This is a genomic window from Nocardia sp. NPDC127606 (assembly GCF_042671725.1).
GTDB lineage: Bacteria > Actinomycetota > Actinomycetes > Mycobacteriales > Mycobacteriaceae > Nocardia.
Genome location: NZ_JBHXWQ010000001.1, coordinates 977,974 through 990,011, shown reverse-complemented (window position 1 = coordinate 990,011; position 12,038 = coordinate 977,974). Strand labels below are relative to the sequence as shown.

Below are 12,038 nucleotides of genomic sequence, written 5' to 3'. Positions count from 1 at the left end.
AGCGCGGTCAAGAGCCTCATTCTAATATGAGGTAATCACATTCTCGCATCCGAGAACAGAAAATGACACCCGACGAGCCTGTCTCGTGCCGCCGCTACCCCGTCGCGTGGCTTCGGCAACTTCGCCGCGCGTCGAACGCGGTTGTAGTAGGACTGCTGATAACGCTTCGATCTCTCGGAATGGACATCTCGTGAATGTTGCCCAGGACGCTGGTCTGGTCACCAATTGGTGGGCCTACGCACACCAACACCCGTTGCGGTACCGGCTGGCAGTCCTGGCGACGAACGCACGCGAGGTCGTCGAGTACGCGGGCGGCTGGTTGTTCGACCGCTCGATGGCCGGGTGGGACGTGAACGTCGTCCTGACCGATGTCACCGACCTGGTGCCCCTGCAGATCCTCGGCGTGACCGTGCTCGAGCTCGAAGGCCCGCTCGCGGTCCCCGTCCACCACACCTGGCCCGACGCCATCGCGGTCGCACCCGATCTACTGCTGTCCGACAGCCGAGTGCGCGACGGCGTCCTCAACTGCCTCGAGAACGATCTGATCGAAGTCGTCGTGTGGGGCAACCCGCTGCCCGCGGAGTTCGAGAGCCGGGTCGACGGTATGGATCATCGCCTCAGTGCCGCGGCGCACGCGTTCAAGGCACGCGCGCTGGCCGCGACCGACGCCATACCCCACCCTGTTTCGCTGACCGAAGGTTTCCGCTGCAACGCCAGATCCCTGGCCGCGGCCGGGCGCGAGGTGAATCTGTCACGCAGACGGTGAATGCGGGGTCGCGTTGCGTTCGAGCCACTGGGTGAGCGAGCGGCCCGCGTCCAGTACGTGCCGCTCACCGATCTCGCGGGCCCGTGGCGCGTCCCGCTCGGACAGCGCGTCGATGAGCTGGTCGTGATCATCTAGGGAGTGCTGCTCGTGTTCGGGGAACAGCCGCAGGAAATTCGATGGGACCACCCGGACCGCTTGCTTGATCTGGGTCAGCAAGCGCGGTGAGTGCGCGGCGCGATGGACTTCCTGGTGCAACCGCCAGTTGGCCTCGCCGATGGAGTCCTCACCGGATCGCGAGGCGACCTCGGCGGCGAGCTCGCGCAGCCGCTGCAGCTCGGGGGTGCTGGCCCGCTGCGCGGCCCAAGCAGCGGCCTGCCCGGTGAGGACGCCGAGGATGGTGAAGCTGTCCATGATGTCGGCGGGGCTGATCCCGATCACCGTGATCCCACTGCGCGGCGCGACCCGGACCAGGCCCTCATAGGAGAGCTCCAGCAAGGCCTCACGCACGGGCGTGCGACTGGTGGCGAACTCGTCGGTGATCGCGTCCAGGTCGATGCGGGCACCCGCGGGCAACGCCCCGGTGAGGATGCGATCGCGCAGTTCACGTGCGGCCCGTTCGCGAACGGTGCCTGCGACGTCGACCGAGTTGGTTGCCATCGGGGAAGTTTAGCAGGCCAGAGGTACCAGGTTTGAAATCTGATATGTCAGATGCTAGATTCCAATTATGGCGATGAGGAACGGCGACCGAATGACGTTGGTCGCATTCATGCAAGCGGGCAACACCTCGGTCTACTCGGGTTCCTGGCGGCACCCGGCCACCGAGCACGGATATCTCGACGCGTCGTACTACGCGAAAGTCGGGCGGCAACTGGAGGAGGGTTGCTTCGACCTGATGTTCTTCGACGACCGCCTGGCGATGCCGGGGATCTACGGCGGCTCCGTCGCCGAGGCGGTGCGCCACGGCGCCCGACCGGTGAAGCTGGATTTAGGGGTGGTCCTCGGCGTCCTCGCGCAGAGCACCTCACGCATCGGTCTCGGCGCGACCTACTCCACGACGTACTACGCGCCGTTCCACGTCGCGCGCACCTTCGCCACCCTCGATCACCTGTCCGCAGGCCGGGCCGCCTGGAATGTGGTGACCTCGGTCAACGACAGCGAGGCACAGAACTTCGGCATGGACGCCCACCTCGGCCACGACGAACGCTACGACCGCGCCGACGAATTCCTCGATGTGGTCAGCGGCCTCTGGGACACCTGGGACGACGACGCGATCCTGCACGACCGCGCCGCAGGCATCTTCGCCGATCCGGGCAAGGTGCACGAACTGCGCCACTCGGGCCGCTTCTTCTCCGCCCGCGGACCGCTGACGGTACCGCGGACACCGCAGGGCAGACCGGTGATCATCCAGGCGGGCTCCTCCGGCCGGGGACGCGAATTCGCCTCGCGCTGGGCGGAATTGATCTTCACCGGCGACCCCGGCCTGGAAGTGGCCCGCAATCACTACGCCGACCAGAAGGCCCGCATCGCCGACGCGGGCCGCGATCCCGCCTCGGTCCGCATCTGCCCGATGGCCTACGCGGTCGTCGGCGAATCCGAGCAGCACGCCAAGGAGCGCGAGGCGATGCTGCTCGAGGATCTGGTGCACCCGATGGCGTCTCTGACCTTGCTCTCGGAGTTGATGAACTACGACTTCGCCCAACACGATCTCGACGACCTCGTCACCGACGAACTGATCGCCTCGGTCTCGGGCATCCGCGGTCTGGTCCAGAACCTGCGCACCCACATCGGCGGAAACGTCACGGTACGGGACCTGGCCGGACATCGCGCCACCCTGCTGCAGGGTCCGCGGTTCGTCGGCACCGGCGACCAGGTCGCCGACCAGATGGCCGAATGGTTCCACGGCGACGCTTGCGACGGATTCGTTCTCGCCGCGACCCACATGCCCGGCTCCTTCGAGGACGTCGTCCGGATGGTGGTGCCGCGGTTGCAGCAACGCGGGCTGTTCCGCACGGCCTACGAGGGCACGACCCTGCGCGAGCACCTCGGTCTGTCGCGGCCGTCGCCGGTCCGCGGCGCCGCGCACACGGGCACCGTGGTGTGACATGAGCGCAGCCATGCTCGAGGGCCTACGAGTGCTCGACTTCGCCACCCTCGCGGCGGCGCCACTGGCCGCCACCTATCTCGGCGAGTTCGGCGCCGAGGTGATCAAGATCGAACAGCCCAACGGTGGTGATCCGATCCGCACCTGGGGTGCGCAGCGCGACGATGTGGGTCTGATGTGGAAGTCGGTGTCGCGCAACAAGCTTTCCGTCACCCTGGATCTACGCCTCGCCGAGGGTCAGGAGCTGCTTCGGCGGCTCGCGGCGACCGCGGATGTCGTGGTGACCAACACCAGGCCACAGACATTGCGAAAGTGGGGCCTGGACTACCCGAGCCTGCGCGCGGTCAACGAGCAGATGGTGATGCTGCACATCACCGGCTTCGGGCTGACCGGCCCCAAGAGCGAGCGGCCCGGTTTCGGCACGCTGGGTGAGGCGATGAGCGGATTCGCCCACATCACCGGCGAGGCGCACGGTCCACCGACACTGCCGCCGTTCATGCTGGCCGACGGTGTCGCGTCCCTCAACGCCGCCTACGCCGTATTGATGGCGCTCTACCACCGCGACGTGCACGGCGGGCCCGGGCAGTTGATCGATATCAACCTGGTCGATCCGCTCACGCGGTTGCTGGAACAGACCCTGCTCAGCTACGACCAGCTCGGCATCGTCGCGCAGCGAGCGGGCAACCGCTGGGATATCTCCGCGCCCCGCAACACCTATCGCACCGCCGACGACAAGTGGCTGGCCATGTCGGGCAGCTCACCCGCGCTGGCGCTGCGCGTCTTCCGCGCGATCGGGCGCGAGGACCTGGTCACCGACGCCGAGTTCTCCGATCCGCAACGCCGGCTGGCCCGGGCCGCCGAAGTCGACGACGTCGTCGCGGCGTGGGTGTCGAAGCAGACCCTCACGGAGGCGATGGCCGTATTCGACGCCGAACAGGTCGCCGCGGCACCCGTCTACGACATCACCGACCTGCTCGCCGACGAACAATTGCGCCACCGCGAGGTGTTCGTCCCGGTCGCCGACGACGAACTGGGCGCCATGACGGTGCAGGCACCGGTGCCTCGCTTCTCCCGGGCGCAGGGCCGCGTAGCCCACCTAGGCCCCCGCCTCGGCGAACACAACGCGCAGGTCTACGGACAAGTACTCGGCCTCAGCGACAACGACATCGATGACCTCCACAGGCGCGGCGTGCTGTGAACCTCCTCCCCCACCGAAGGATTCGACGATGACCATCCTGATCCGGCGCTCCGAGCTCGCGCTGCCCGCCTGCAACGACCACATGTTCGCCAAAGCCCTTGCCAGCGGCGCGGATCTGGTGTTTCTCGACCTCGAGGACGCGACACCGGACGCACTCAAAGAGCCGTCGCGGGAGAAGGTGATCACCGCGCTGACCACGATGGACTGGGGAAACACCGTCCCCGCGATCAGAATCAACGGCCTCGACACCCGCTGGTGCCACGACGACATCATCGAGGTGGTCTCCCGCGCCGGGTCGCACCTGCATACGATCGTGGTCCCCAAAGCCCGCACCGCGCGCGACGTCTGGTGGGTCGACGTACTGCTGACCCAACTCGAGGAGAAACTCGGCCTCACCCACCGCATTCGCCTCGAAGTACTGATCGAGGAAGTGGAGGGACTCGCCAACGCCGAAGCGATCGCCGTCGCCAGCTCGCGGATCGACGCGCTAATCTTCGGTGTCGGCGACTTCTCGCTGTCCCAGGGTGCCCGGGTGGACACCAACTTCGAACCGCTCGGCGACTATCCCGGCGACTTCTGGCACTACGCCCGCAACAAGGTGCTGGTCGCCGCGCGTATCGCGGGCATCGACGCCATCGACGCACCCTTCCCCGACTACGGCAACCTCACCGGCTACGAACGCGACGCACGGCGCTCCTCGCTCCTCGGCTACACCGGCAAGTGGGCGATCCACCCGAACCAGGTTCCGATCGCCAACGCCGTCTACTCCCCCACTCCAGAGGAAATCGCGCTCGCCGAACGCAATATCGCCGCGTATCGCGAAGCCGAAGCCAACGGACGTGGTGCCGTCGGCGTCGACGGGGTCCTCGTCGATGCCGCACACATCAAGATGGCGCAGGCAACACTCGCCCGCGCCACCGCAATCGACCCGCACCATCGCGCGGACCACGCGATATCTGCCCGGAGCTGATCGGCCATGACGCTTTCCGCATCTCCGCAAGGATTCACCGAGGTCCCCACCGATCCGCCGTCGCTTCGGCAGGCGTTCGCCACCTTCCCGAGCGCCGTCGTCGCAGTCTGCGCACAGGTGGGCGACACGGCACACGGGATGGCGGTCAGCACCTTTGTCCCTGTCTCCTTGACTCCACCCATCGTCTCCTTCTGTGTGCAACGAACATCGCAAACGTGGCCGCCGTTGAGCAGAGCGACCCGACTGGGGTTGAGCCTGCTCGGCGTCGACCAGACAAGCGCCGCTAGGTCCCTCGGAACCAAGCATGGCGATCGCTTCCGGGACCTGACAATGTTCGCGGGCACTGACGGGGCGCTCTTGGTCGGCGGAGCCTCCGCGTGGCTGGAAGCGACACCGTCGGCCAGCGTCCCTGCAGGGGACCACCTGGTAGTGCTGGTTCACCTCACCCGCGTCGCGGTCGGAACCGAGGCGGAACCGCTGGTCTTTCACGACAGCCGCTTCCGCCGCCTACACGACGCACATGAGGGGACCGGCGGTCGGCACCCGTAACCGCACATCGATGCCGTCAATTCGACTTAGGTCCGTGCATCCACCTCATAGCTCGAGGGCCGCGAGGTCGAGTTCGTAGGTGTGGGCGTGGCTGGTTCAGTTTCGCGAATAGGCGCAAGGCGTCATCGTCACCGCTGACAACGGCCTTCGGTTGTACTCGCCCTTGAGCAGGCGGCGTTGAGAGTGGCCAGCTGTAATTCATGCCCCAGCGACGATGTTGCGGGGCAGAATCAGTGGCAGGTCGTTATAGGTTGCGATACCGGGCGCGGCCGCGACGACCACTGGTATCGCGTGGATGGGCGGCATCGCGGTCATGATGTGGCCCAGGACCATGAAATCGGCGATCGTCTCGGCCTGAAAATCGGGCGGCGGGAGGAAACCGACAGCCATGTTCACGGTCGGCCGGCCCGCGACGGTGATCTTCCAGCCGTCGCCGTCGAGTTTCCAGTCCGGATCCAGCGTCTGGCCCTTACACCAGCGGACATTGATGTCAATGACGACACGATCGCCGACGCGGCCCTGCCAGCTCGCAGCCACGCCGGCCACGCAGCCCTTGGCAATGGTCCACGACCCGAGGTCCAGATCCTCGGTTGTCTGAGTGTATTCGGCCTGGCACACGACATCGTCGAGTTCGACTTTCAACGAATCCGCCACCAGCCGAACGGCTTCGGCGAACACGGCGGTACCGCGGGCGGCCATGCCGGGCAGGTCCGGATCATCGATCGGGGTGCCGAAGCCCACCGGACGTTCGGTGGCCGGGGAGTCGTAGAACGTGGTGTCGGCGGACTCGGCGATGGTTATCTTGTCGACCCGGTCGCACACGTTCGCCGCGACGATCGCGAGCAATTGCGCGAAGCCCGGACTGACGCCGGAGCCGAATATCGTCGACCCGCCGCGGCGGCACGCCTCTTCCAGCCGTTCGCGCCCAGCGCCCAGGTTGTGGCCGGTGATGAACGACGCGGTGGTCACGACGTTCGCACCCGAGGACAGGATGCGTACCGCTTCGTCGACGTCGAACCACATCGGGTTGTAGACAACGCAATCGGGTTCGAGCGCCAGGAGTGTCTCGACGTCGTCGGTGGCAGTCACACCCAGCGGTTCGCCGCCTGCGAGCTCACCGGCATCGCACCCGACTTTCTCGGGTGACCACGCGAAACATCCCACCAGATCGATAGCGGGATCGGCGGCGAGCGCTCGTATGGAACTCGTTCCTACGTTCCCGGTTGTCCACTGGACGACCCGGTATTCGGTCGATGACATCGGTACCTCTTCCGTGCTGAGCGTGCCGCGACCAGGCGCGACGGTGGGCGATGAGGCCCGTCGGTATACATCGCTGCTCGTACGGGTCTTGTCTACTCCGGCGATCGCCTGCGCGGAGCGTTTTGGACCAATATTTTCCCTGAAACGGGAATAATCATTCTCACCTACGGGAATCAGGATCATGAAGATTCAGCGCAGCATTCTCGCTTGCGTAAGGGTTGGAGCGCCCTGCGGTCGGTCGTCGACTTCGTGGGGGTATCTAGGCTGAGCCGGTGAGCGGAGAAAAGTTCGGTGTCCCCCGGGCGAACGAACGATCAGGGCAGACTCGGGGCCGTGGCCGACCGCATAAGATCAGCCGCGAACAGATCATCGGCGCTGCGCGGGGTTTCGCACCCGAAGCGCTGACGATGCAGGCCGTCGCTGACGTGCTCGGGGTCGATCCCACCTCCCTCAACTATTACGTTGACGGCAGGGAGGGCTTGCGCGAACTGGTTGCCATGGATGTCTTCGAGTCCGAGCTGCGTCGCATCACGCTGCCGGCGGAGGGAGATTGGCGCGACATAGCCACCCTATTCGCGACGGCGTTGCGTGATGCCGTCGTGATGGTGGGGGCTCTGGTGCCCTATTTGCAGCCCCCACACGCAGGCGGCTGGGATATGTTGGCTCCGGTCGAGCGCGTCCTCCAGGAATTGGTGGACGCGGGCTTTTCGATCGAAGAAGCAAGAGGCGCATTGATGTTTATCACCGACACCGCCGCCTCGGCTGGACGCGCCGTGCTCATCAGTCGACGCGGCGGGGATCCCAGTGTGGCGGAGCTGGCAGCAACGCTGAACCGGGTCCCCGACACGGACTTCCCGATGCTCCGCGAAGTGGTCGTCGCCGCCAGCCAGGGTGCTGACGAGGATCGGCTCCGGTTCGAGCTCACGGTGATCATTGCTGGACTGCAGCAGATGCTCATAGCCAAGACGTCCTGAGCGGCATTGTTATCGGTAACACCGACAGGTTCGCAGGGTTCGAAGAGTCACGCGCGCCGAACAGCATCACGTGGACCAGACCAGCTATCGGTCGACGATGATGACAGGCTTGATAACGCTCTGTTCGCAGCTGCGCATCAGTTCGAGGCTGTCGCCGACCTTGCCCCAGCCATGTAGCACATGGGTGGCAAGGGGCGCGGTGTCGAGTTTACCGTTGGCAATTAGCAGTAGCAGGCGTGCCATGTAGTCGCGGCCCTGCGTCGCCTGAGCGGCGGTGAGGAACTTCTCCATCACTCCGTAGTTCCAGACCACCATGGGGATGCTGACGGTCTCGTCGTCGAAAAACCCAGAGACGCAGGAGACCTGTCCGCCGAACGTCCCGTGTTGATTTGATGGGTCCGGTCAGCGCGGCGAGATGATGACGGTGGCGGCCTTGGGTCCGTCGCCTGTCATGATCGGGACCGCAGAGCTGCCCGGGTACTTAGCCTCGTAGGCGGCGTCGATTGCCGCCGCCGGGGAATCGTCTGCCGCGGCGAAACTCACGTCGTAGAAGCTGCCGCCGATGCGGACGCGGCCGGCCTTCTGAGTGATCGCGGCCTGGTACCAACTGGACTTCTGGCCGTTGGCGGCGCGGACGTACACGTTGCCGTCGACTACGAGTGCCCATGTCTGGGTGGGGTTCCGAAGGTCTTGCCATCCTCGTGGAAAGGCGAGACGAACAGGTCGTCGGTGTCGGCAATCTTCTTGAGCTGGTCAGCAGACCAATTGGGCATGATTTTCTCCTCTGTGATGCGAAACGAATGGGTGGTGATGGTGGCGGGCGGCATCCTCGCCGGCGCCAGGGTGGGATCTATTCCCGGTGAGCTGGATCAACCACATAGATATGAACGGCGTTGTACCACCGGCGACAGTGTTGGCAACATTGTTTCCAATGCAATCCCCCTGTGTCAGCTCAAGAAAACACCTCGGCCACAAACGAATCCAGCTGGTCATCCGAGCCGACGTCGGTCACGGAAATCCATGCCCGCATCGTTTGGAGGGTCGCAACCGAACTCGAGCGGCACGCCGACCTGGCAAACTACTACCAGATGCTGACTTCACTCAGAATTTGAGGACGAACCGTCCTCTTGTGCCACCTGCCTCGAGCCGACGGTGCGCTTCGGCGGCAGCGGCGGCCGGTACTGCTTAAGCCAGCCGAGGCGTTAGGACGCACGCCTCGACGAGCGCGCGGAGTGTGTCGAGTTTGCCGGACGAGTGGTACTCGGTGTTCACGAGAACGGCCTCGAACCGGATCCGCCGTGTCGGTGCACCCTTCCGCAGTCGCACCGACACGAAAACGCCATCGTCTTTGACAGCGGGCACGACCCGCTCGTGCAGGAGCGCAGCGTCAGCGAGTGCGTCGTCGCCGTCAGGGAAGATCGCGCGGATGTTGTCGGCGACGTCGTCGCCTCGAGCGACGATGTGGTCCGCACCGAGCGACTCGACGAGTGGCACGTCGTCGCGAACGGGTGTTGTGCTGCTCATCAGATGATTTCGGAATACGGGTCGAGGAAGGGGAACGGCCAAAGTTCGCTGGATGCCTCTGCTGGATGACGTCCCCCGACTACGACCACGCATGCGATCGACGCAGTGCGGTGCGGTGTCTGGGCGGCGCGCTCACCCACCAACAGCGACTTGGAGCTGGGTCGCGCAGCCACCGCTGTTCAGCTAGCGCGGGAACGCTACTCGACAATCGCCATGTTCGCCGGGTCCATGCGCTCGCCGTGCACAGTGATGGTGGAGAACTCCCTGTCGATCTCGCGGAGATCGTCCGAGGACAGTTCGAGGTCCAAGGCGCCGTGGTTCTCGTTCAGATGATCGATATTGCGGGTGCCCGGAATAGGCACGATCCACGGCTTCTGCGCCAACAGCCAAGCCAGCGCGAGCTGTGCCGATGTCACGTTCTTCCTGTCGGCCAACCTCTTCACCGCATCGACCACGGGCCTATTTGCTGCCAGCGCCTCAGGAGTGAAGCGCGGGAAGCGGGAGCGAAGATCGGTCGCGGGGTCGAACCTGGTTTCCGCCCCGATTTTGCCGGTCAGAAATCCCTCGCCCAATGGCGCCCACGGAACGAACCCGATCCCCAACTCTCCACAGGTATCGAGGACGCCGTTGCGTTCGGGATCTCGTGTCCACAGCGAGTATTCGCTTTGAACTGCAGCCACCGGTTGCACCGCGTGCGCGCGCCGGATGGTTTGCGCCCCCGCCTCCGACAACCCGAAATGCAGTACCTTCCCCTCACCGATCAGGTCCTTGACCGCACCTGCGACGTCCTCGATCGGCACGTTCGGGTCGACACGGTGCTGGTAGTACAAATCGATCCGGTCGGTCCGCAACCGCCGCAGAGACCCCTCGACCACAGTCTTGATGTGCTCGGGTCGGCTCAACGGCGCACCGGAGCCCTCGACATCGAACCCGAATTTGGTGGCGATCGCTACGGAGTCGCGGAACGGTGCCAATGCTTCTCCAACCAGTTCCTCACTGGTGTGGGGCCCGTATACCTCGGCCGTGTCAAAGAATGTGACACCCCTGTCGTGTGCCGCACGCAGCGTAGTGATCCCCTGGCCCTTGTCGGCCGGCGGACCGTAGTTGGCGCTGATGCTCATAGCGCCCGCCCCCACCTGTGAGACTTCCAAACTTCCCAAACGTCTTGATCGCATGCTGGTGCCCTTTCCACTGTGTTCTTTCGGCTCATCCGAACAGGCGGCTAGCAACGTAGGGCCGACGACCAATCCCGCGCCGATCAGAGCGGTTCGTGTCGCGAAGGCGCGGCGGCTGATACCTCGGACAGATCGGCTGTCTGACATGTGGTCGTCCTTCTGTTTGCTGGGCGGCGACGTCGGTGAATCGTGATGTCGTTCGTCGGGGAATCCCGACGGTGACCTGAACAGGCTGATGCCGCATCGGCAAAATCTGACGTCACGATCCGTTTGGCGTCGGTGACTGGTTCCAGCGCTTCGGCGGCTGATGAAGAGTCTTGTCATGGTCGGCCGTCGGAGCGTCGACCCGCCGCGAGTTACGACCGTAGAAGCGATCAGCGGTCGATACTGGACATATTCGCCTCGTCATGGCGGGCGCCGACGGCCGGTGCGAGCCGGTCCAGCCGCGCGAGTTGGTCGGTGGACAAGACGACACCATCGGCGGCGGTGTTCTCCTCGACGCGGGCGACGCGACGGGTGCCAGGAATGGGAGCGATATCGTCGCCTTTGGCCAGCAGCCAGGCCAGCGCAACCTGCGCGGGTGTGGCGCCGACCTCGTCGCCCACAGCCCTGACCTCGGCGACCAGCCGCAGGTTCTGGTCGAATGCCTCCCCGACGAATCGGGGATTGGTCTTGCGCCAGTCGTCGTCGGGGATATCGGCGGGCGACCGCAGCTGACCGGTCAGGAATCCGTGGCCCAGCGGGGAATAGGGCACGAACCCGATACCGAGGGTGCGCAGCAGGGGCAACAGCTCGTCCTCGGGGTCACGTGTCCACAGCGAGTATTCGGTCTGCAGTGCCGCCAACGGGTGCACCGCGTGGGCTCGGCGGATGGTCTCCGGCGACGCCTCCGACAACCCGATGTGCAGTACCTTGCCCTCAGCGACCAGTTCGGCCAGCGCGCCGATGGTCTCCTCGATCGGCGTGCCCGGGTCGACGCGGTGCTGGTAGTACAGGTCGATCCGATCGGTGCCCAGTCGCGTCAGGGAACCTTCGACCGCGGCCTTCACACTTGCCGCGCTGCTGTCGATAACGCCGGGCCCGCCACCGGAGTGCGAGACCAGCCCGAATTTCGTGGCGACGACGACCTCGTCGCGACGGCCCGCGATGGCCCGGCCGACGACTTCTTCACTGTGGAAGGGACCGTAGATCTCGGCAGTGTCGATATGGGTGACACCCAGATCGAGCGCGCGGTGGATGGTGCGGATCGACTCGGCGTCATCCAGACCGCCGCCGGAGGTATAGGTGCCGGCCATGGTCATGGCACCCAGACCGATCCTGGACACCTCCAGAGTTCCAAGAGAAGCGTATTTCATCAGCTGACTCCTTCTTCGACGATGGTGGCGGTGGCGGGAACGGCCAGATCGGTCGGCTGAGGATCAGTTGGCTCGGTGTTCCCTGACTCCAGCGAACACCGTTTCGTGCGTGCTAGACAGGGCCTGCCAAGAGGAGGTACTGATAGTGACCCTTTAAACGCCTCAC

12 protein-coding genes and 1 pseudogene are annotated in these 12,038 nt (G+C 65.0%); 6 read left to right on the top strand and 7 right to left on the bottom strand.

Features of this window, described 5'->3' with window-relative positions; translation table 11 throughout:
- The first annotated feature begins 190 nt into the window (after positions 1-190).
- Positions 191-766, top strand: coding sequence for a hypothetical protein (locus ACFVJ5_RS04695; protein ID WP_379218509.1), 576 nt, complete (start codon positions 191-193; stop codon positions 764-766).
- On the opposite strand, the gene ACFVJ5_RS04690 is transcribed toward ACFVJ5_RS04695, so the two are convergent.
- Positions 752-1,423, bottom strand: a complete 672-nt coding sequence (locus ACFVJ5_RS04690) for a GntR family transcriptional regulator (RefSeq protein ID WP_379218508.1) — start codon at positions 1,421-1,423, stop codon at positions 752-754. The two genes, ACFVJ5_RS04695 and ACFVJ5_RS04690, sit on opposite strands and share 15 nt — an antisense overlap.
- 73 nt (positions 1,424-1,496) lie before the next feature.
- Between ACFVJ5_RS04690 and ACFVJ5_RS04685 the strand changes: the two genes are divergently transcribed.
- Genes ACFVJ5_RS04685 through ACFVJ5_RS04670 form a run of 4 tightly spaced genes read left to right on the top strand, consistent with a single transcriptional unit; the run spans position 1,497 to position 5,584 of the window.
- On the top strand, positions 1,497-2,867 hold the full coding sequence (locus ACFVJ5_RS04685; RefSeq protein ID WP_379219778.1) for an LLM class flavin-dependent oxidoreductase: 1,371 nt from the start codon (positions 1,497-1,499) through the stop codon (positions 2,865-2,867).
- A 13-nt stretch (positions 2,868-2,880) separates the two neighbouring features.
- On the top strand, positions 2,881-4,065 hold the full coding sequence (locus ACFVJ5_RS04680; protein ID WP_379219777.1) for a CaiB/BaiF CoA transferase family protein: 1,185 nt from the start codon (positions 2,881-2,883) through the stop codon (positions 4,063-4,065).
- A 28-nt stretch (positions 4,066-4,093) separates the two neighbouring features.
- Positions 4,094-5,035, top strand: a complete 942-nt coding sequence (locus ACFVJ5_RS04675) for an HpcH/HpaI aldolase/citrate lyase family protein (protein WP_379218507.1) — start codon at positions 4,094-4,096, stop codon at positions 5,033-5,035.
- 6 nt (positions 5,036-5,041) lie between these two features.
- Positions 5,042-5,584 carry a flavin reductase family protein gene (locus tag ACFVJ5_RS04670; protein ID WP_379218506.1) on the top strand — a complete coding sequence of 181 codons (543 nt, stop codon included), beginning with the start codon at positions 5,042-5,044 and terminating at the stop codon, positions 5,582-5,584.
- A gap of 198 nt (positions 5,585-5,782) precedes the next feature.
- On the opposite strand, the gene ACFVJ5_RS04665 is transcribed toward ACFVJ5_RS04670, so the two are convergent.
- The gene (locus tag ACFVJ5_RS04665) at positions 5,783-6,844 is read right to left on the bottom strand and encodes a dihydrodipicolinate reductase (protein ID WP_379219776.1); all 1,062 of its coding nucleotides are present in this window, start codon (positions 6,842-6,844) and stop codon (positions 5,783-5,785) included.
- 272 nt (positions 6,845-7,116) lie between these two features.
- Between ACFVJ5_RS04665 and ACFVJ5_RS04660 the strand changes: the two genes are divergently transcribed.
- Entirely contained in the window at positions 7,117-7,818 is a 702-nt protein-coding gene (locus ACFVJ5_RS04660) for a TetR/AcrR family transcriptional regulator C-terminal domain-containing protein (RefSeq protein WP_379218505.1), read from the top strand.
- An 84-nt stretch (positions 7,819-7,902) separates the two neighbouring features.
- Here ACFVJ5_RS04660 and ACFVJ5_RS04655 read toward each other — a convergent pair whose 3' ends face one another.
- From ACFVJ5_RS04655 to ACFVJ5_RS04635, 5 genes and pseudogenes are all read right to left on the bottom strand, one after another.
- Complete coding sequence (locus ACFVJ5_RS04655; protein ID WP_379218504.1) at positions 7,903-8,133, bottom strand: hypothetical protein; 231 nt, start codon at positions 8,131-8,133, stop codon at positions 7,903-7,905.
- Between the two features lie 87 nt (positions 8,134-8,220).
- Positions 8,221-8,478 (bottom strand): annotated as a pseudogene (locus ACFVJ5_RS04650) (DUF2255 family protein); the annotation flags it as partial.
- 525 nt (positions 8,479-9,003) lie between these two features.
- Positions 9,004-9,342: a hypothetical protein gene (locus ACFVJ5_RS04645; protein ID WP_379218503.1), complete on the bottom strand. Its 339-nt coding sequence runs from the start codon at positions 9,340-9,342 to the stop codon at positions 9,004-9,006.
- A gap of 197 nt (positions 9,343-9,539) precedes the next feature.
- On the bottom strand, positions 9,540-10,517 hold the full coding sequence (locus tag ACFVJ5_RS04640; RefSeq protein WP_379219775.1) for an aldo/keto reductase: 978 nt from the start codon (positions 10,515-10,517) through the stop codon (positions 9,540-9,542).
- Positions 10,518-10,891: 374 nt separating this feature from the next.
- Positions 10,892-11,872, bottom strand: a complete 981-nt coding sequence (locus tag ACFVJ5_RS04635) for an aldo/keto reductase (RefSeq protein ID WP_379218502.1) — start codon at positions 11,870-11,872, stop codon at positions 10,892-10,894.
- Between the last annotated feature and the right edge of the window lie 166 nt (positions 11,873-12,038).

What these genes read in the sequence shown, in the direction of transcription:
- ACFVJ5_RS04635 (WP_379218502.1), bottom strand. Translation starts at nt 11,872, where the DNA reads ATGAAATACGCTTCTCTTGGAACTCTGGAGGTGTCCAGGATCGGTCTG.
- ACFVJ5_RS04655 (WP_379218504.1), bottom strand. Translation starts at nt 8,133, where the DNA reads ATGGTGGTCTGGAACTACGGAGTGATGGAGAAGTTCCTCACCGCCGCT.
- ACFVJ5_RS04665 (WP_379219776.1), bottom strand. Translation starts at nt 6,844, where the DNA reads ATGTCATCGACCGAATACCGGGTCGTCCAGTGGACAACCGGGAACGTA.
- ACFVJ5_RS04690 (WP_379218508.1), bottom strand. Translation starts at nt 1,423, where the DNA reads ATGGCAACCAACTCGGTCGACGTCGCAGGCACCGTTCGCGAACGGGCC.
- ACFVJ5_RS04645 (WP_379218503.1), bottom strand. Translation starts at nt 9,342, where the DNA reads ATGAGCAGCACAACACCCGTTCGCGACGACGTGCCACTCGTCGAGTCG.
- ACFVJ5_RS04640 (WP_379219775.1), bottom strand. Translation starts at nt 10,517, where the DNA reads ATGCGATCAAGACGTTTGGGAAGTTTGGAAGTCTCACAGGTGGGGGCG.
- ACFVJ5_RS04680 (WP_379219777.1), top strand. Translation starts at nt 2,881, where the DNA reads ATGCTCGAGGGCCTACGAGTGCTCGACTTCGCCACCCTCGCGGCGGCG.
- ACFVJ5_RS04675 (WP_379218507.1), top strand. Translation starts at nt 4,094, where the DNA reads ATGACCATCCTGATCCGGCGCTCCGAGCTCGCGCTGCCCGCCTGCAAC.
- ACFVJ5_RS04685 (WP_379219778.1), top strand. Translation starts at nt 1,497, where the DNA reads ATGAGGAACGGCGACCGAATGACGTTGGTCGCATTCATGCAAGCGGGC.
- ACFVJ5_RS04670 (WP_379218506.1), top strand. Translation starts at nt 5,042, where the DNA reads ATGACGCTTTCCGCATCTCCGCAAGGATTCACCGAGGTCCCCACCGAT.